Consider the following 18,213-nt stretch of genomic DNA (forward strand, 5'->3'; position numbering starts at 1 on the left):
TTGCCCCAGCTCCGAAATATCGAGACTAGCTGGACTCGACCGATTCCGGCAGTGGCGCCGGATTGAGAAAACGGACTATGGTCCGTTAATGTAGTGGTATGGAGACACGCGCAGGACTCGATCGCATCAACGAACTCGGGCGGCGGGACCACTTCCTGGCGGTGGTGGTTACGCAGCGACGGAGTGGAGAGCCGGCTGCTTCGGTGGTCAATGCCGGAGTGGTGGCGCATCCGGTGAGTGGGGAGCCGGTGGTGGCTTTCGTCGCGCGGGGGCGGACGGCGAAGCTCGCGCATCTGCGGCGTACGCCGGTCGCGACGCTGGTCTTCCGCGCGGAGTGGGAGTGGATCGGCGTGAGCGGATCGGTCGAGCTGGCCGGGCCGGACGACCCGCTGGATGGGATCGACGCGGAGCGGTTGCGGGTGTTGTTGCGGGACATTTACCACGCGGCGGGCGGCGTACATCCGGACCTGGAGGCTTACGACCGGGAGATGGTGGCGGATCGACGTACGGCGGTGCTGATCACGCCGGAGCGCTTCACCAGCAACCCGTCCGGCGCGGACCACCAGGAGGACGAGTGAACGTCGCACGCGGGACGATTCAGGTCTGGTCGGATCTGTTGTGTCCGTTCGCGCAGGTCGCGATTCATCGGCTCCGGACGACTCGGGCCGAGCTCGGGCTGGACGGGGTGGTGAGGCTGGATCACCACACGTTCGCGTTGGAACTGTTCAACGGGCCGCACTCGCGGCCCGGGACCGACAGCGAAGCGGTCGGGCTCGGTCAGCTCGCGCCTGAGGTCGGGTTCCGCCTGTGGACGCAGCCCGACTGGACCTACCCGTCGACGGTGCTGCTCGCCGCCGAGGCCGTCCACGCCGCCAAGGCGCAGGGACTGCGGGCCTCGGAGGACCTCGACGCGGCGCTTCGCCGTGGCTTCTGGTTCGACTCCCGGCCGATCGGCCACCGGCAGACCATCCTCGAGATCGCGGCCGACGTCGAGTCGGTCGACGCCACCGAACTGGCCACGGCCCTCGACGACGGGCGGGCGCGCTCCGCGGTGATGGGCGACCACGCCGTCGCCGTCACCGACGCCGTACAAGGCAGCCCGCACCTCTTCCTGCCGGACGGCACCAACATCCACAACCCGGGTATCGAGGTGCACTGGGAAGGCCCGTGGGCCTCCGGCTACCCGATCGCGCAGAGCAACGACCCGGACTGGCCAAAACGCCTCCTGCACGCCGCCGCAGCACCCGGATCCTAGTCAGATAGCTTCGTCAACGACCTCGCGCTGAGCCGACCCGCACCGTAATCCATCGGGCTCTGCTGATCGAGAAGCGGCGGTAGTGGCTCGAGGCCCCGAGGAACGGTTCGTCCTGGCCGCGACCGGTCTCCGTCATCCCGAGCGACGCCAGGATCCGCACGGACGCCCGGTTGGCGTCCACCGCCTCGGCCCAGATCTCCTGAAGCCCCAATACGTCGAACCCGTACTCGAGCCCGAGCCGCGCCAAGGTCCCGCCCAGCCCGCGTCCCCAACGATCGGAAGGCCCAACGACGTACCCCAGTTCGCGCCGATCCGGCTCCGCCCCGGCCAGATCGACGTACCCGATCACGTCACCAGCGACCGCCGCGCGACGAAGGTGATCCGGCTTCGGCTGCTCGATCAGCGCCCGCCAGTGCGCCTCGAGCTCAACCGCAGGCCGGTCCACCGTCCACCCGGCATGCTCACAGAAGGTCCGATCCCGCCCCCACGACACATAGGTCGCCACATCCGCCAGTTCGAGCGAGCGCAGAAACACCCGCTCCACGGGAGAAGTCATGTCAGTTCGTCTTCCGGTCGAAGGTCAGGATCAGGCGTTAAGTGAGTGGAAAGCGAGTAGAAAGCATCGCTGGGTAGCTTCGCGGTGTCACCGCACGGACTCACAGATCGAGGATGATTCCATGCGCGTACTGCGCTCCAAGCCCGCGGCGATCGCCGGCGCCCTGGCACTGGCAACGACCGGCTTCGTGGCCGTCACCATCAGCAACCCGGGCGACGCGGACGCCGCCGGCTCCTGTATCACCGGCGACAACTACGAGCAGTTCACGCTGCCGAGCGGCACCCTCCGGTACCCCGCCGGCGGTAAGTATTTCAAGACGTCCAGCAAGTGCCGCGACATCAACCTGGGGTCCGGCTGGAGCACCAGCACCAATGCGCGCGCCGTCAAGGTCTGCTTCAAGACGGCCGGATGCCAGGACCACCGGACCAACATCCCCGGCGGCGGAACCGACACATTCAGAGTGGTCGCCTCCAACGTCAAGGACGGGACTCAGTACTACTTCAAGTTCTACTCCTACGGAAAGTGGAACGGCGTCGTCGCCGACTGACGAGCCGTCACCAGACTCGGGAGATCGGTGTATGCGTACCAGTTTGCGGGCGACCGTTGTCGTTGCCGCCACCGCGTTGATGGTGCTCGCCGGGACCTTGGGCGCCCGCGACGCCTCGACCGCTGAGATCGATCGCGGCCCGCACAGCCACCCTGACGAACTGTCGCTCGTCACCTACGCCCACGGCCGCGAGTTGCTGGTCGACCCGGGCGCGTACTCGTACAGCTCGGACCCGCGATCGGACTGGTTGCGGTAGACGACCGACGCCCACAACACCGTCGAGGTCGACAACCTGCCGCAGAACAACACCGCCGCCGGGGAGATCACCCATTTCGTCAGCAACCCGGCGTACGACCTGATCAGCGGGAACACCGACGCGTCCGCCAAGGCCTGGCACGCGAGGTCTGTGCTGACGCTGCGATCGGGGGTGTCGCTGGTGTCCGATCAGCTCAAGCCGCGGGACACCGCAACGCATCGCTACAAACAGAACTGGCACGCGAATCCCGTGCAGGCCGCGACCTCCAAGGCAGCCGTCACCAAGTTCACCTCCGGCGCGAACCTGACCGTCGTCCGGATCCGGAGACACTCACCGCATCGGTCCGGAACGGGTACTACTCGCCGGCGTTCTACCACGTGAGCGACGCGAAGTACGCCACGTACGTCAAGCAGGCCAAGGGAAAGACCACGTTCGACACGCTCCTCTTGCCGGCGTCGGCGACCGCCGATGGCGCCGCACGGATGCCGGTGGGGACGCTGCCAACGGACCTGGCGACGGCACTCGACATCCGGTACGGCGACGGCGTCCGGGGCACGTACTACAAGTCGTGGGCTTCGAAGGCCGAGGGCTGACCGCCTCGACCGATCCGGCGAAGGCGATCGGCATCGCCGCCCCGAACGCGACCAAGGTCCTGCTCAACGGCGCCCCCGTCACCTTCTCCCGCACCGGCGACCTCGTCTACGCAGCAGCACGCTAGGCCGAGATGCCCTTCAGGAGTTGGCGGGCCATGACGATGCGCTGGACCTGGTTGGTGCCTTCGTAGATCTGGGTGATTTTGGCGTCGCGCATCATGCGTTCGACCGGGTAGTCGTGGGTGTAGCCGTAGCCGCCGAGGAGTTGGACGGCGTCGGTGGTGACGGCCATCGCGACGTCGGAGGCGAAGCACTTCGCGGCGGCGCCGAAGTAGGTCAGGTCGGAGTCGCCGCGCTCCGAGCGGGCGGCCGCGGCGTACGTGAGCTGTCGGGCCGCCTCGATCTTCATGCCCATGTCCGCGAGCATGAACTGCAGGCCCTGGAACTCGGCGATCGCCTTGCCGAACTGCTTGCGCTCCTTGACGTACCCGAGCGCGTAGTCGAGGGCGCCCTGCGCGATCCCGAGCGCCTGCGCCGCGATCGTCACCCGGGTGTGGTCGAGGGTCGCCATCGCGGTGCCGAAACCGGTCCCCGCAGCGCCGATCATGCGACCAGCGGGGATCCGGACGTTGTCGAAGTACACCTCGCGGGTCGGCGAGCCCTTGATCCCGAGCTTCTTCTCCGGCGCGCCGAACGAGACGCCCTCGTCGGACTTCTCGACTACGAAGGCGGAGATCCCTTTCGACCGGGCGTCCGGGTCCGTCCCCGCGAAGACCGTGTAGAAGTCGCTCACGCCGGCGTTGGTGATCCAGCGCTTCACGCCGTTCAGCACATACTCGTCCCCGTCCGCGACGGCCCGCGTCTTCATCGAGACGGCGTCCGAACCGGCCTCCGGCTCGGACAGGCAGTACGAGAACATCGCGTCGCCCGCCGCGACCGGCGGCAGGTAGCGCTGCTTCACCTCGTCGGAGGCGGACAGCAGCAGCGGCAGTGAGCCCAGCTTGTTGACGGCCGGGATCAGCGAGGTCGAGGCGCACGCGCGGGCGACCTCCTCGATCACGATCACCGTGGCGAGAGCGTCCGCGCCGGCGCCGCCGTACTGCTCCGGGATGTGCGGCGCGTGGAAGTCCGAGGCCTTCAGCGCGTCGTACGACGCCTTCGGGAACTCGGCCAGCTCGTCCACGTCCCCGGCGTGCGGGGCGACCTTGGCGTCGCAGACGTCGCGAACGGCCTCGCGGATCGCCTGGTGCTCCTCGGACAGCGCGTACAGCTCGAATGAGTTACTCACGAGTCACACAGTACGACGAACATCTCGCCAGCGGAGGACGTCGTACGCCGAAAGTGAGCAAGAGCGCACTCTCCAGACATGAGCCGATAACCGGCTGATAACCACGATGGGTAGAGTCCCGGACATGAGTGAAGCGACCTCCCGCCCCCTGCGGATCGCCGTCATCGGCACGGGCTACCTCGGCTGCAACACCTCCGCCGGGATGGCCGAATTCGGTTTCGACGTGATCGGGGTCGAGATCGACGAGCACCGGCTGAAGCTGCTGAACGACGGCAAGGCCCCGCTCTACGAACCCGGGCTGGACCCGCTGCTGAAGAAGCACGTGGACTCGGGCCGGCTGCGGTTCACCAGCGACTACCGCGAGATCGCGGACTGGGCCGACGTGCACTTCATCTGCGCCGGCACCCCGCAGCTCGAGGGCAGCGAGGCCGCCGACCTGTCCCAGCTGCACTCGGTCGTCGACATGCTCGCCCCGCTGCTGACGAAGCCGACGCTGGTGGTCGGCCGCTCCACGGTCCCGGTCGGTACGTCGAAGGTCCTGGAGCAGCGCTTCCACACCGAGTCCCCGGCCGGAGCGGCGGTCGAGATCGCCTGGCAGCCGGAGTTCCTCCGCGAGGCGCACGGCGTCGAGGACACCCTGCACCCGGACCGGCTGGTGTTCGGCGTCCAGTCCGCGGCCGCCGAGACCCGGCTGCGCGAGGTGTTCGCCACCCCGATCGCCGAGGGCTCGCCGGTGATCGCCTGCAACCTGCCGACCGCGGAGCTGGTGAAGGGCGGCGCGAACGCCTTCCTGGCCACGAAGATCTCGTTCATCAACGCGCTCGCCGAGATGGCCGACGCGACCGGCGCCGATGTCACCCAGCTGGCCGACGCGCTCGGGTACGACAAGCGGATCGGCCGCGGCATGCTGAACGCCGGCCCCGGGTACGGCGGCGGCTGCCTGCCGAAGGACCTGCGCGCGTTCATGCACCGGGCCGGCGAGCTCGGCGTCGAAGAGGTCATCACGCTGCTGCGGGAGGTCGACGACATCAACCAGCACCGCCGCGCCCGGATCGTTGACCTGACCCACGAGATGCTCGGCGGCCAGTGGATCGGCAAGAACGTCACCGTGCTCGGCGCGGCGTTCAAGGCCGGTACGGACGACGTCCGCGACTCGCCCGCGCTCGACGTGGCCGGGCGGGTCCAGCTGCATGGCGCGAACGTCACGGTGTACGACCCGGAGGCGATGGAGAACGCCCGCAAGGTGCGTCCGACCCTGCGCTACGCCCCAACCGCGGTCGAGGCGTGCCGCGAGGCGCACGCCGTACTGCACCTGACCGAGTGGCCGGAATTCCGCGAGCTCGACCCGGCCGCGCTCAGGGGGGTCATCACCAACCCGGTCGTCATCGACGCCCGACTCAACCTCGACGCCGCCGCGTGGCGCGCCGCAGGCTGGACCTACCGGGCGCCGGGCCGGCCTTAAGCGACTGTCGCCGATCGTAGAACCGGGCGGGTCAGCACGACCAGCCCGGTGATGGCTGCTGCCACCGAGATGCCCAGGCAGACACCGGTGATGCCGATGCCGCTCACATCGGACAGGCCGCCGAGCAGCGGGTTCGCCACCATGATCGCGAGGCTCTGGCAGAGCACGACGATCGACTGCAGACGGGACTGGAACTCACGCTCCACCGAGTTCATCAGCAGCGGCAGGACGTGGCCGGTGAACGTGCCGACGCCGATCCCGCTCAGCACACCGGCGGCGAACGTCAACGGCAGTGGCTCGAGCACCGAAAGGCCGAGCAGTCCGGCAGCCGCCACCAGGAGTCCAAGGGCGGCGAAGACGCCCGGCCGGGGAAACGCGCCCCGCATCAGGATGCGCAGGGCGATCACCCCCACTCCCAAGCTCCGGCTGGCGACCAGCAGACCGGCGGTTGCGGCGTTCCACCCGTGGTCGCGGGCGAGCAGCGGGAACAGCAGTGCGTCGAGCGGCATCAGCAAACCGGCCGAAACCGTCATCGTGATCAGCAGCGCACGGGTAAGCGGACGGCCGAAAGCGACCTGGATCCCGGCGCCGATCGAGCGGAGCATGCCGGCCGGCATCCGGCCGGGAGGCGCGATCGTCTTCCGCAGCAGGATCAGGACGACGATCATCACGCCGAAGGTCAGGGCGTCGAAACCGCCCGCCGCGGTGAGTCCGGCCCAGCTCACCAGGACGCCGCCGACCGCGGTGCCGGTGACGGCGAAGACCACGCCGGTCACCTGGAAGCTCGCCAGCGCTCGGGGCACCTGCGCCGGCGGCACCAGCAGGCGCGGCATCGACCGTGACGACGGGAGGAAGAACGCGTCGATCGTTCCGACCACGAGGGCCAGGATCACCAGCAACCACACGGGTTCGCCCGCGGCCAGCGTGGCCGGGACGAGCGCCGCGGTGACCACGAACATCGCCGCACAGCTCGCCAGCAGCACCCGCGGGGCGCCGTACTTGTCGCCGATCGCGCCACCGACCAGCAGCAGAACGGCTCGCGGGGCGGTGGCGAGCAACAGCACCAGACCGGCGATGCTGCCGCCGTGGCGGGTGGCCGACCAGCCGATGGCGAACCTCATCGTCAGATCGCCGAGGAGGGACACAGCAGCGCCGCACAACCAGATCCAATAGCGGCCGGGAATGCGCTGCGTGTCCGAATCAGTGGGCGGAGTCACGATCGACGACCTTAGACGACAACCAATGGGAACTCATGACTACCCGCCCCGTCCTGTGGAAAACCAGTGACTGCCTCAGCCTTTACGCAGCTCTGCCGCCCCGTCACGCACCGTAGCGCCCTTGGCCCGTGCCACCCCCGCGAGGCTTTCCTGGAACGCCAGCATCCGGTCCCGCAACTTCTCGTCGGAGGCAGCCAGGATCCGGACCGCGAGCAGCCCCGCGTTACGAGCGTTCCCAATCGAGACGGTCGCAACCGGCACTCCGGCCGGCATCTGCACGATCGACAGCAGCGAGTCCATCCCGTCGAGGTATTTCAGCGGCACCGGTACGCCGATCACCGGCAGCGGAGTCACCGACGCGAGCATCCCGGGCAGGTGCGCGGCCCCGCCGGCACCGGCGATCAGAACCTTCAGGCCCCGCTCGTGCGCTGACCGTCCGTAGTCGATCATCTCGGTCGGCATCCGGTGCGCCGACACCACATCTGCCTCAAAGGGCACGTCGAATTCGGCACACACCTCGGCCGCGGCCTTCATCGTCGGCCAGTCACTGTCCGACCCCATCACGATGCCAATCACTGCTTTTCCTATTCGTCGATCGTGCCGGTCAGGTACGCGGCGGCGTGCCGCGCGCGTTCACGGGTTTCCTCGAGATCGTCGCCGTACGCCGTGACGTGGCCGACCTTGCGCCCCGGCTTCACCGACTTCCCGTAGAAGTGGACCTTCAGGCCCGGGTCGCGCGCCATGCAGTGCAGCAGGCCGCGGTGCATGTCCTCGACGTCGCCGCCGAGCACGTTGACCATGACGGTGTACGGCGCCCGCGCGGCCGGCGAACCGAGCGGGAGGTCGAGCACCGCGCGCAGGTGGTTCTCGAACTGGGACGTGACCGCGCCGTCGATCGTCCAGTGCCCGGTGTTGTGCGGGCGCATCGCCAGCTCGTTGACCAGCAGCCGTCCGTCCCGCGCCTCGAACATCTCGACCGCGAGGATGCCGACCACGCCGAGCTCACCGGCGATCCGCAGCGCGGTCTGCTGCGCCTGGGCGGCCCGCTCCGGCGCCAGACCGGGCGCGGGCGCGGTCACCTCGACGCAGATGCCGTCGCGCTGCACCGACTCGACGATCGGGTACGCGACCGCCTGCCCGTGCGGCGAGCGCGCCACGATCGCGGACAGCTCGCGGACGAAGTCCACCTTCTCCTCGGCCAGGATCGGTACGCCGCTGCCGAACGCGGTCGCGATCTGCGGGTCCTCCGGACCGTCGACGAACCACACGCCCTTGCCGTCGTACCCGCCGCGGGTGGTCTTCAGGATGATCGGGAACCCGCCGACCCGCTTGGCGAAGTCCGCGACGTCGGCGGGCGTGCCGACCACCTGGTGCGCGGGCGCCGGCGCGTCGAACGTGTCCAGCCGGGCGCGCATCACGGCCTTGTCCTGGGCGTGCACCAGCGCGTCCGGGCCGGGGTGGACCTTCAGGCCGTCCGCCTCGAGCGAGTGCAGCAAGTCCGTCGGGACGTGCTCGTGGTCGAACGTCACCACATCGCACTCGACGGCGAACCGCCGTACCGTCTCCGGGTCCTTGTAGTCGCCGACGGGCGCGTCCGCGACCGCCTGCGCCGCCGACACCGTCTCGCCCTCCGCGAGCACGCGGAGCTGGATGCCGAGGGCGACGGCCGTCTCCTGGGTCATCCGGGCCAGCTGCCCGCCGCCGACCATGCCGACCACCGGCGTTCCGACAGGGAGATCCTTACGATCGAACTTCACAGCGGTGAGCCTAATGTCCATACATCATCAGCCGTACGGCGGCTGTCGCGGCACGCGGGCGATTTCGGGGTCGGACCGGTCGCCGGGTACCGTGGGAAGCTGCCCTCCCGTCGCGGTGTGATCACAGAAGGTTCCGAAGACCGTTGAAGCTCGTCACCACGCTGTACCGCCAGTTCCAGCACCTGGTGCACGAAGTCGCCAAGTTCGGTGTGGTCGGTCTGCTCGGTCTGGTCGTCGACCTGCCGATCTACAACTGGCTGGTCTTCAACAACCCGCTGGTGCTCGCCGACTCGGGGATCGGCATGCTGCACCACAAGCCGCTGACCGCGAAGCTGATCTCGACCACGGTCGCCACGATCGTGACGTACTTCGGCAACCGCTACTGGACGTGGCGGCACCGGGAGCGCTCCGGCCTGCACCGTGAGTACGTGCTGTTCTTCGTGCTGAACGGCATCGGCCTGCTGATCGCGGCCGGCTGCCTGGCCTTCTCGCGGTACGTCCTGGACCTGCACAGCTGGCTGTCCGACAACATCGCGGCCAACTTCATCGGCCTCGGCCTCGGCACCCTGTTCCGCTTCTGGTCCTACCGCAAGTTCGTCTTCCGCGAAGAACTCGCCCTGGACGAGGCCGAACACACCCCGACCCCGGACTCCCCCGCCGAGCTCGACGGGGAGTCGACCGGAGACCTACCCGCGGTCCGTTGACGCGCCCCCGTCCTGCAGTTGTCGTCAGCATCGTCCTGGCGGTGCTGCTGGTGGGCGCCACCGTCGCCGGGATCGCGGCCGTCGCCGTCGTGAGGGCCGACGCGAAGACGCAGCTCGAACGTGCCGACGACCTGCAGCGCAAGCTCGACGAGGCCGGGTCGGGCGAGCAGGCGCGCAAGGACGAGAAGGTCCGCGCGGACGTTCTGGCGGCCGCGCGGACCGATGTCGGCGTCCTCTTCAGCTACGACTACCGGAAGCTCGACGACTACGCGTCGGCGACGCGGAAGGTCACGACGGAGAAGTTCGGCGCCGAGTTCGCGAAGACGGTGGCCGCGATCCGTCCGCAACAGCTGAGCCAGCAGGCCGTCGCCAAGGCCGAGGTCAAGGATGCCGCAGTCAAGGACGCGACCGCCGCCACGGCCCACGTCCTCCTCTTCGTCGACACCACGACGACCACAAAAGGTGCGTCGGCACCGAGCATCCAGCGCACCCGAGTGCAGCTCACTCTCCAGTCAGTGGCCGGCCACTGGCTCATAGACGGCGTCGAAGCAGTCTGAGTTCGTCACTCTCCGAACGGCGGCTTCCAGGTGGCGTTGCCGTCGGTCCAGTGGAAGTAGACCGGGTCGGCGAAAGTGCCCGGCACCTTGCCGAACGACTGGATGACGGTGGTCGGGCCGGTGGCGTGGCCGAGGGCGTACATGTAAGCCGTATGGGTGTCCCGGTCGATGCCGAGCAGGACCGATCCGTACTGGCCGCACTGCTGCGCGAGTAGCGCCTCGAAGCCCTGCCAGGTCTTGCTGCGAACCTGCTTGACGATCGGCTTCATCGGCGCCGTGGTCGGGATGTGGATCGTGTACAGCGCACCGCCGCGGGTGTTCGCGAGGAACGTGTCGTAGGTCTTCGTCGAGCTGATCAGCGTCATCGCCTTCACCGCGGCGAATCCGGGCGCGGACACCTTGTTCCGCCAGACGCCCTTGCTGTCGACGGTCCAGCGGAACAGCGTGCCGTCGTTGCGGAGCCCGTACATGTTGTGCCGGAGCACCTTGTCGTAGTACACCCCCTCGTCGAGGGCGACGAAGGTCCCCCAGCCGCCGCCGAACCGCTTGATCCCGCCATCGATGACGCCGTCCTCACCGGTCGAGTAGTTCGCGTAGTACAGCGCATCCCCCAGGACGCTGTAGCCCCCGACGAAGGCGATGCTGATCCCGTCGTCGCCCCGCGAGATCGACGAGCTCAACCGAACCGCTCCGTCGGGGTACACGTTGCGCCCCAGGATGCGGCTGGCCGGCGCCGTCGGCGGCGTACCGGCGAAAACGCCCTGTTCCCTGTGGTCACCGCCGGCGGTCACGGACCCCACTGCCACCGGGCAGCCTCCTGCCGACACCGCGCTCGGCGTCGCTGCCGCAGTTCCCGGGATCACCCCTGCTGCCACGAGTAGGGCCGCTGCTGTCGTTCCGAGTGGTCTGAACATTGGTACCACCCCCCTTTCACTTGCCTTGATGCTCTCTTGTGGGCAGATGTTGTCGGTAGCGCATGTGAAGATGCGGTGGTGACTGACTTCGAGGTGCGGGCGGCGGAGGCCGGGGAGTTCGACGCGGTACGGGCGGTGTTCAGCGCCGCGATGATGTTCGAGGTGACGCCGGACGACGATCTGGCTCGGCAGTTGTTCGAGCCGGAACGGACGCTGGTGGCGGTCGACGGCGGGGAGTTCATCGGGACCACGCTGGCGTTGACACGCAACCTGTCCGTGCCGGGTGCCGTGGTTCCCGCGGCGCACGTGACCGGGGTCGGCGTGCGGGCGACGCATCGGCGGCGCGGGGTGCTGTCCCAGTTGATGGGGAAGCAGCTGCGCGAACTGCCGGAGGCGATCGCGGTGCTGTGGGCCAGCGAGCCGGCGATCTACGGCCGGTTCGGGTACGGCGCGGCCGCCTGGGGTACGGCGTACGAGGTCGACCTGCACCGCGTCGGCCCTCCGACCGGGCCGATCCGCCCGGGCGAACTCGGCGAGCTGACCGCGGACGAGGCGCTCAAGGAGCTACCGCGCATCCTGAGCCTGATGCAGCAGGTCCGACCCGGCGTGTCCGACCGCTCGGAGCTGCGCTGGCAGAAACATCTCGAGGACAAACCGGACAACCGCGGCGGCCGGACCGCGCTTCGTATCGTGGTGCACCGCGACGAAACCGGCAGCGTGGACGGGTACGCGCTCTGGCGCGGCAAGATGGTCTGGAATCCGACCGGACCGGCGTACGAGGTGCACGTCGAGGAGCTGGTCGCCCCGGAGCCCGCGGCGTACCGGGTGCTCTGGCAGCACCTGCTGACGATGGACCTGAGCGCGAAGCTCGGCTACGGGTACGGCGCTGTCGACGAGCCGCTGCAGCAACTGGTCAGCACCCCCACGGCCCTGGACCGCCGAGTCAGCGAGTCCCTGTGGCTCCGCATAACCGACGTCCAACGGGCACTACAGCAACGCCGGTACGCCGTCCCCCTCGACGTCGTCCTAGAAGTCACCGACGACCTGATCGAGAAGAACGCCGGCCGCTTCCGCCTGACCGCGTCCGACTCCTCCGCATCCTGCGAACGCACCGACGCCCCAGCCGACCTAACCTTGTCCACCACCGAACTATCCGCCGCTTACCTAGGCGGCCGCCCCCTAGCCGAGTTCGCCACCACCGCCCACGTAACCGAACACACCCCAGGCGCCCTCAACCAAACAACCGCAGCCTTCCGCTGGCCCCTAGCGCCGGTCAGCCTGGAGGTCTTCTGAACCGCTATCGGTCGTCGCCGGAGCTGAAGATCGTGCCGTCGTCGGGGCGCGGCTGCTCCTGCGGCTGCGGGCGGCGGCGCATGTGTTCGGGGGGCTGCTCGTCCTCGAGGATGCCGTCGCCGGGTCGGCCTTCCGGGCCGCCGAACAGGAGGTCGGACATCTGCAGGTGGACGTGCTCGACATGCGGTACGTCGGGGAGCACGACCTGGCCGCGTTCGCCGGCGGACTCGATGTGCAGCGTGCCGCAGCCGAGGATGCGGTCCACCAGGCCGTGTTCGTACGACACGTCGTTGATCCGCATCAGCGGGATGTCCCGGCCGGTCCGGGTGAGGATGCCGTGCCGGGTGATCAGCCGCCGGTTGGTGATCGTGTACGTCGAGAAGAACCAGTTCAGGAACGGCTTCACCGCGAAGGTCGCCAGGATCACCACGCCGACCGCGAGGATCGCGATCCGGGCGGGGGTCCGCAGCGACCCGGACGGCACGATCGCGGCCAGGAAGCCGCCCAGGCCTGCCACCACCAGCAGCAGGAAGACCGGCCCGATCAGCGCCTTCCAGTGCGTCCGGGTGCTGACGACGACGTACTCGTCCTCACCCAACAACTTCGCCGAGATCGCCATGGCCCCAGTCTCACAGGTACCGGGTTCGGTTGTCCCCTCCCGACACGATCAGCGGCAGTCCCGGTCGCCCGATAGGGCGGCTAAGAGGTTTAAGACTTCACAAAATGCATACAGTCAGCCAAGATGCGCGAGGGGTAACCACTGGGGATAGAAGGAGCCGTGATGGCAGTCTTGTCGATTCTCGACCGGGAGCACACCGTCGCACCGCCGGGCTACAGCCGCTGGCTGATCCCGCCGGCCGCGCTCGCCGTCCACCTGTGCATCGGCCAGGCGTACGCGACCAGCGTCTACAAGACGTCGATGGTGAAGCACTTCGATACCAGCCAGACCGCGGTCGGCGTGGTGTTCAGCATCGCGATCGTGATGCTCGGCCTGTCCGCCGCCGTCGGCGGCACCTGGGTCGAACGCAAAGGACCGCGGAAGGCGATGTTCGTCGCCGCCTGTTTCTGGGCGACGGGGTTCCTGGTCGGCGCCCTCGGCATCGGCACCGGCCAGCTCTGGCTGGTCTATCTCGGGTACGGCGTGATCGGCGGCATCGGCCTCGGGATCGGGTACATCTCGCCGGTCTCCACGCTGATCAAGTGGTTCCCGGACCGCCCGGGGCTCGCGACCGGCCTCGCGATCATGGGCTTCGGCGGCGGCGCACTGGTCGCCAGCCCGCTGTCCCGCCAGCTGCTCGGCCTGTACGACTCCGGCTACGACCCGAACGTGAGCACGTCGGTGGCCGGCGGCGGCGCGCTGGTCGGCCTGTTCCTGACGCTGGGCATCGGCTACTTCGTGATCATGATGTTCGGCGTCTTCAACATCCGCGTCCCCGCCGACGGCTGGGCGCCGGCCGGCTTCGACTCGTCGGCGGTGCAGCAGAAGGCCCTCGTCACGACCGGCAACGTCTCGGCGGCGAACGCGATCAAGACGCCGCAGTTCTGGTTCCTGTGGGTGGTGCTGTTCTGCAACGTCACCGCGGGCATCGGCATCCTCGAGCAGGCCAGCCCGATGATCCAGGACTTCTTCCGCGGCGACAACGGCAAGTCGACCGTCGCGGTCGCGGCCGCCGCCGGATTCGTCGGCCTGCTGTCGATCTTCAACATGGCCGGCCGGTTCGGCTGGTCGTCGACGTCCGACGTGATCGGACGGAAGCCGATCTACGCGATGTACCTCGGCGTCGGGATCGTCGCGTACACACTGCTCGCGTCCGTCGGGCACACCAGCACCGTGGTCTTCGTGCTGCTGGCCGCGGTCATCATCTCGTTCTACGGCGGCGGGTTCGCGACCGTTCCGGCGTACCTGCGGGACCTGTTCGGCACCTACCAGGTCGGCGCGATCCACGGCCGGCTGCTGACCGCGTGGTCGGCGGCCGGGATCGCAGGGCCGCTGATCATCAACGGGTTCCTGGACCGCGAGGGCAAACCGGGCACGCTGACCGCGGCGGCGTACCGGCCGGCGCTGTTCACGATGGTCGGCGTACTGGCCGTCGGGTTCGTCGCGAACCTGCTGATCCGCTCCGTCTCCGAGCGTTTCCATGAGAAGTCCGAGTCGACAGTGGAGGCCACCCAATGAACCAGACCCCACGCCTGGTGATCTCCTGGCTGCTGGTCGCCGTACTCCTCGGCTACGGCATCATCCAGACCCTGATCACCGCAGCCAAGCTCTTCACGCACTAGACCCCGCAGCGGGCGACGTCACGCCGTTCGAAGGTGCGTGACGTCACCGGCTGCGAGCGGCCGGGGACCTTCTTTTGTGTCGACGATCAGGCGGCCGTCGTCCGCCAGGTCGCGGGCGGTGCCTTCGAGGAAAGTTCCGTCCGGTAGCTCCACGCGGACCCTCTGCCCCAGCGTCGCGGACAGCTCGCGGTATTCCGGGAGAATGACGGCTGGATCGCCGTTCGCGTCGACCCACGACTGGTAGCGGGACGCGAGCTCACGGAGTACTGCTGCCATGACGGTGGCTCGGTCGGTTGTTGCCGCCTTCTCCAGGGCCAGGGACGTGGCGGCCTCGTGCGGCTTCTCATCCGAGCGGAGGGTCACGTTCAGACCGATGCCGATCACGGCGGCCGGTCCTTCGACGCGCTCCAGCAGGATGCCCGCGAGCTTGCGGTCCTCGACCAGTACGTCGTTCGGCCACTTCACCTGCGCCGGAATCTCACCGACCTGCCGGACCGCAGCCGCGACCGCCAGCGGGACCAGCAGACCCAGCCAGGGCCAGCGGGCCGCGTCGACGTTGGTCGGACGCAGCAGAACCGACATCAGCAACGCAGAGCGCGGCGGTGTGGTCCAGGTACGCCCCAGCCGCCCGCGACCAGACGACTGGTACTCCGCAGCAACGACCAGACCCTCTGGCTGACCAGCCGCCGCAGCAGCTGCCACAACAGCATTCGTCGACGGCGTCTCCGCCAGTACGTCGATCTGCGTCCACAGTGCACCGGGACGCACCAACCGCCCCCGCAGGAACTGCTCGTCCAGCGGGGGCCGCTCCAGATCGGTGAACCTCATCCGGTGTTCTGCAGACCGGCAGCGACGCCAGAAACGGTCAGCAACAGCAGACGCCGAGTGCGCACGATCTGCTGCTCGTCCAGTGAGTCATCGGTGCGCAGCGTCCGCAGTGCGCGCAACTGCAGGTAGCTGAGTGCATCGACGTACGGGTTGCGCAGCTCGACCGCACGGCCCAGCACGCGGCGTCCCTGCAGCAGACGCTCCTGGTCGAGCACCTTGAGCACCCACTCGGTGGTGAGCGCGTGCTCGTCCAGCATCTGCTGCGTCAGCTCCGGCCGATCGCCCAGCTCCAGGTAGCGGCCGAGGATGCGCCGGTCCGTCTTGGCCAGCGACATCTCCGCGTTCTCCAGCATCACCTGGAACAGCGGCCAGTTCTGGTTCGCGTCCCGCAGCAGGTCGACGTCTCCGACCGCAGCAAGCGCCGTACCGAGGCCATACCAACCAGGTGCGTTCACACGGGCCTGCGACCAGGCGAACACCCACGGGATCGCCCGCAGGTCCTCCAGCGACGACACCGCGACGCCACGCCTGGCAGGCCGCGACCCGAGGGGCAGCTGGCCCAGCTCCTCCAGCGGCGTCACAGTGCTGAACCACTCCGCGAAGCCGTCCGCCTTCACCAGCCGGTGGTACGCCGTACGCGCTGCCTCATCGAGCGTCTTCTCGACCACGGCGAACCGCTCGGCCGCCACCAGTGCCCGCTCCTCCACCGCCGGCGTCGACGCCAGCAGTGTTGCCGCAGTCACCTGTTCGATGTGCCGCTGCGCGATCGCCGAGTTCCCGTACCGGGCCGGAATCGCCTCGCCCTGCTCGGTCAGCTTGAACCGCCCGGCCACCGAGCCAGGAGCCTGCGCCAGTACGGCGCGGTTCGCCGGACCACCGCCACGTCCTAGCGCACCACCACGGCCGTGGAACAGAGTCAGCCGGATCGCGTTGCGCTGCGCCCACGCGGTGATCCGCGCCTGCGCGTCGTACAGCGCCAGCGTCGCCGACACCGGTCCGACGTCCTTCGCGGAGTCGGAGTACCCGAGCATGACCTCGAAGCGCCGGTCGTTCGCGGTGAGCCGGTGCCGGACCCGGGTGAGCTGGATCGCGTTGTCCAGCACCTCCACCGAGTTCTGCAGGTCCTCACCGGTCTCGAACAGCGGTACGACGTCCAGCTCGATCGGACGCCCGTCCAGCGCCGCGTCGGCCAGCTCGTACACAGCTGCCAGGTCGCCGGCATTGCGGGTGAACGACACGACGTACCGGCGGCAGGCCTCGGGGCCGAAGCGCTGCTGGATCTGACCGATCACCCGGAGTGTGGCGAGCACCTCCTCCGTCTGGTCGGACAGCTCGCCACCGCCGAGCACCTCCTCCAGCGCCTTGGCGTGCACAGAGGAGTGCTGGCGGACTTCCAGCTCGGCGAGGTGGAACCCGAACGAGTTCACCTGCCAGATGAGGTGCTGCAGCTCGCCGTACGCCTGGCGTGGTGCACCGGCGGTCACCAGCGAGTCCTGCAGGACCTTGAGCTCGTGCAGGAAGTCAGCGGCCCGCGGGTACCCGAAGTCGGCGTCGCGGGCGCGGGTCGCCGCCAGCCGGCGGGCAGCGAGCAGCAGGAGCTGCCGGTGCGGCTCGGCCGGCGAGCGGGTCTCGATGTCGGTGATCAGCTCCGGGTTGACCGCGCGGGCGTCTTCCAGGATGCGGCGTACCGGCGCAGAGGGCGGTGTGGTCGCGGCGTCCAGGGTGAGGGCGCGGCCGAGCGCCTCGGTGGCCTGCTCGAGTGCCCGGAGGACGTGGTCGGCCTGGATCTGCATGGCCTCCCGGGTGATCGCCGCGGTCACGTTCGGGTTGCCGTCGCGGTCGCCCCCGATCCACGAGCCCAGGTGGACGAACGGCGCCACCACGGGCGTCCGCGTCCCGGCCTCGTCGCCGGCCAGCGCGTCGTCGAGCCGCCGGTACACGTTGCCGACGACGTTGAACAGGGTCTCCTCGAACACCGCCATCGCCGAGCGCACCTCGTCCAGCGGCGAGGGGCGGCTGGTGCGGAGTTGCGACGTACGCCAGAGGATGTCGACCTGCTCGACCAGGCGGCGACGGTTCTCCGCCAGGTCGCTGTCGCCGGCCCGCGGGTCGTGGCGCTCGTCCAGCAGCGAGCTGATCCGGCGGATCGTCGCCAGTACGGCGCGACGCCGGGCCTCCGTCGGGTGCGCGGTCAGCACGGGCCGGAACTCCAGGCCGTTCAGCAGCGCGCGGGCCTGCTGCTCGCCGCTGTCGCGGGTGATCTGCTCCACCGCCTGGGCCAGCTCCGACACCACGGCCTCGCTGCCGGCGCGGTCGCGCTCACGCAGTACGCGGGCCCGGTGCAGCTCTTCGCTCAGGTTCGTCAGGTGGAAGTAGCAGGTGAACGCACGGGCGACGTCCTCGGCGCGCTCGTGCGGCCAGGACGCGACCAACTGCTCGGCCGCGGCGCCGTCACCGGCGATGGTCAGCTCGCGCAACTTCTCGACGTCGTCGAGGAGCGGCTGACCGGCGTACTCGACCAGAACTTTGCCGAGGATCTCGCCGAGCAGGCGGACGTCGGCCCTGAGTTCTTCAGGCACCTCGAACCGCGCGCGGGTACGGGTCTCACTTCCGGTCTCGCTCACGTTCGCCCACCCTATCGGCGGACGCCCGTCGACGCCGCCGCGTCCGCCTACTGGAAGCCGATCGTGACCGGGAGTTCAGCTA

The 18,213-nt window shown here is 68.9% G+C and carries 21 protein-coding genes; 12 read left to right on the forward strand and 9 right to left on the reverse strand.

What is annotated here, in order from left to right:
* Positions 1-98 precede the first annotated feature (98 nt).
* Together ACLJOO_RS30185 and ACLJOO_RS30190 are read left to right on the forward strand one after the other, a co-directional pair.
* Positions 99-578 (forward strand): pyridoxamine 5'-phosphate oxidase, encoded by a 480-nt coding sequence (locus tag ACLJOO_RS30185; RefSeq protein WP_410790860.1) that lies wholly within the window; start codon positions 99-101, stop codon positions 576-578.
* Positions 575-1,255, forward strand: coding sequence for a DsbA family protein (locus tag ACLJOO_RS30190; RefSeq protein WP_410790861.1), 681 nt, complete (start codon positions 575-577; stop codon positions 1,253-1,255). The genes ACLJOO_RS30185 and ACLJOO_RS30190 overlap by 4 nt, the downstream gene beginning before the upstream one ends.
* 13 nt (positions 1,256-1,268) lie before the next feature.
* Here ACLJOO_RS30190 and ACLJOO_RS30195 read toward each other — a convergent pair whose 3' ends face one another.
* Entirely contained in the window at positions 1,269-1,811 is a 543-nt protein-coding gene (locus ACLJOO_RS30195; protein ID WP_410790862.1) for a GNAT family N-acetyltransferase, read from the reverse strand.
* Between the two features lie 121 nt (positions 1,812-1,932).
* On the opposite strand from ACLJOO_RS30195, the gene ACLJOO_RS30200 reads away from it, so the two are divergent.
* The 5 genes from ACLJOO_RS30200 to ACLJOO_RS30220 all read left to right on the forward strand — a co-directional run bounded on the left by ACLJOO_RS30200 (position 1,933) and on the right by ACLJOO_RS30220 (position 3,332).
* Positions 1,933-2,358: a hypothetical protein gene (locus ACLJOO_RS30200; RefSeq protein ID WP_410790863.1), complete on the forward strand. Its 426-nt coding sequence runs from the start codon at positions 1,933-1,935 to the stop codon at positions 2,356-2,358.
* A 31-nt stretch (positions 2,359-2,389) separates the two neighbouring features.
* Positions 2,390-2,614 (forward strand): heparinase II/III family protein, encoded by a 225-nt coding sequence (locus ACLJOO_RS30205; RefSeq protein ID WP_410790864.1) that lies wholly within the window; start codon positions 2,390-2,392, stop codon positions 2,612-2,614.
* A gap of 180 nt (positions 2,615-2,794) precedes the next feature.
* Complete coding sequence (locus tag ACLJOO_RS30210) at positions 2,795-2,995, forward strand: hypothetical protein (protein WP_410790865.1); 201 nt, start codon at positions 2,795-2,797, stop codon at positions 2,993-2,995.
* Positions 2,992-3,207, forward strand: a complete 216-nt coding sequence (locus tag ACLJOO_RS30215; RefSeq protein WP_410790867.1) for a hypothetical protein — start codon at positions 2,992-2,994, stop codon at positions 3,205-3,207. Before ACLJOO_RS30210 ends, ACLJOO_RS30215 begins: the two co-directional genes overlap by 4 nt.
* Positions 3,183-3,332, forward strand: a complete 150-nt coding sequence (locus ACLJOO_RS30220) for a hypothetical protein (protein WP_410790869.1) — start codon at positions 3,183-3,185, stop codon at positions 3,330-3,332. Before ACLJOO_RS30215 ends, ACLJOO_RS30220 begins: the two co-directional genes overlap by 25 nt.
* On the opposite strand, the gene ACLJOO_RS30225 is transcribed toward ACLJOO_RS30220, so the two are convergent.
* Positions 3,329-4,495: an acyl-CoA dehydrogenase family protein gene (locus ACLJOO_RS30225; RefSeq protein WP_410790870.1), complete on the reverse strand. Its 1,167-nt coding sequence runs from the start codon at positions 4,493-4,495 to the stop codon at positions 3,329-3,331. The two genes, ACLJOO_RS30220 and ACLJOO_RS30225, sit on opposite strands and share 4 nt — an antisense overlap.
* A gap of 124 nt (positions 4,496-4,619) precedes the next feature.
* Here ACLJOO_RS30225 and ACLJOO_RS30230 point away from each other — a divergent pair, with 124 nt between their 5' ends.
* On the forward strand, positions 4,620-5,957 hold the full coding sequence (locus ACLJOO_RS30230) for a UDP-glucose dehydrogenase family protein (protein WP_410790871.1): 1,338 nt from the start codon (positions 4,620-4,622) through the stop codon (positions 5,955-5,957).
* On the opposite strand, the gene ACLJOO_RS30235 is transcribed toward ACLJOO_RS30230, so the two are convergent.
* The 3 genes from ACLJOO_RS30235 to ACLJOO_RS30245 all read right to left on the reverse strand — a co-directional run bounded on the left by ACLJOO_RS30235 (position 5,954) and on the right by ACLJOO_RS30245 (position 8,931).
* Entirely contained in the window at positions 5,954-7,174 is a 1,221-nt protein-coding gene (locus ACLJOO_RS30235; RefSeq protein ID WP_410790872.1) for an MFS transporter, read from the reverse strand. The two genes, ACLJOO_RS30230 and ACLJOO_RS30235, sit on opposite strands and share 4 nt — an antisense overlap.
* Before the next feature lie 75 nt (positions 7,175-7,249).
* Complete coding sequence (gene purE, locus ACLJOO_RS30240) at positions 7,250-7,735, reverse strand: 5-(carboxyamino)imidazole ribonucleotide mutase (RefSeq protein WP_410790939.1); 486 nt, start codon at positions 7,733-7,735, stop codon at positions 7,250-7,252.
* Between the two features lie 23 nt (positions 7,736-7,758).
* On the reverse strand, positions 7,759-8,931 hold the full coding sequence (locus ACLJOO_RS30245; RefSeq protein WP_410790873.1) for a 5-(carboxyamino)imidazole ribonucleotide synthase: 1,173 nt from the start codon (positions 8,929-8,931) through the stop codon (positions 7,759-7,761).
* A 143-nt stretch (positions 8,932-9,074) separates the two neighbouring features.
* Between ACLJOO_RS30245 and ACLJOO_RS30250 the strand changes: the two genes are divergently transcribed.
* Positions 9,075-9,635: a GtrA family protein gene (locus ACLJOO_RS30250; RefSeq protein ID WP_410790874.1), complete on the forward strand. Its 561-nt coding sequence runs from the start codon at positions 9,075-9,077 to the stop codon at positions 9,633-9,635.
* Positions 9,632-10,192 (forward strand): hypothetical protein, encoded by a 561-nt coding sequence (locus ACLJOO_RS30255; RefSeq protein ID WP_410790876.1) that lies wholly within the window; start codon positions 9,632-9,634, stop codon positions 10,190-10,192. The genes ACLJOO_RS30250 and ACLJOO_RS30255 overlap by 4 nt, the downstream gene beginning before the upstream one ends.
* A 5-nt stretch (positions 10,193-10,197) precedes the next feature.
* On the opposite strand, the gene ACLJOO_RS30260 is transcribed toward ACLJOO_RS30255, so the two are convergent.
* Complete coding sequence (locus ACLJOO_RS30260) at positions 10,198-10,998, reverse strand: hypothetical protein (protein WP_410790877.1); 801 nt, start codon at positions 10,996-10,998, stop codon at positions 10,198-10,200.
* Between the two features lie 186 nt (positions 10,999-11,184).
* Between ACLJOO_RS30260 and ACLJOO_RS30265 the strand changes: the two genes are divergently transcribed.
* A complete protein-coding gene (locus ACLJOO_RS30265; RefSeq protein WP_410790878.1) occupies positions 11,185-12,399 on the forward strand; it encodes a GNAT family N-acetyltransferase in 1,215 nt (404 codons plus the stop codon).
* 4 nt (positions 12,400-12,403) lie between these two features.
* Here the strand turns inward: ACLJOO_RS30265 and ACLJOO_RS30270 are convergent, their stop codons facing one another.
* Positions 12,404-13,018 (reverse strand): PH domain-containing protein, encoded by a 615-nt coding sequence (locus tag ACLJOO_RS30270; protein ID WP_410790879.1) that lies wholly within the window; start codon positions 13,016-13,018, stop codon positions 12,404-12,406.
* A 162-nt stretch (positions 13,019-13,180) separates the two neighbouring features.
* Here ACLJOO_RS30270 and ACLJOO_RS30275 point away from each other — a divergent pair, with 162 nt between their 5' ends.
* Entirely contained in the window at positions 13,181-14,575 is a 1,395-nt protein-coding gene (locus ACLJOO_RS30275; RefSeq protein ID WP_410790880.1) for an OFA family MFS transporter, read from the forward strand.
* Positions 14,576-14,697: 122 nt separating this feature from the next.
* Here the strand turns inward: ACLJOO_RS30275 and ACLJOO_RS30280 are convergent, their stop codons facing one another.
* Positions 14,698-15,507 carry a biotin--[acetyl-CoA-carboxylase] ligase gene (locus ACLJOO_RS30280; protein ID WP_410790881.1) on the reverse strand — a complete coding sequence of 270 codons (810 nt, stop codon included), beginning with the start codon at positions 15,505-15,507 and terminating at the stop codon, positions 14,698-14,700.
* Positions 15,504-18,131: a phosphoenolpyruvate carboxylase gene (locus ACLJOO_RS30285; protein WP_410790882.1), complete on the reverse strand. Its 2,628-nt coding sequence runs from the start codon at positions 18,129-18,131 to the stop codon at positions 15,504-15,506. The genes ACLJOO_RS30280 and ACLJOO_RS30285 overlap by 4 nt, the downstream gene beginning before the upstream one ends.
* Positions 18,132-18,213 lie beyond the last annotated feature (82 nt).

Source organism: Kribbella sp. C-35 (genome assembly GCF_046549195.1).
Lineage (GTDB): Bacteria > Actinomycetota > Actinomycetes > Propionibacteriales > Kribbellaceae > Kribbella.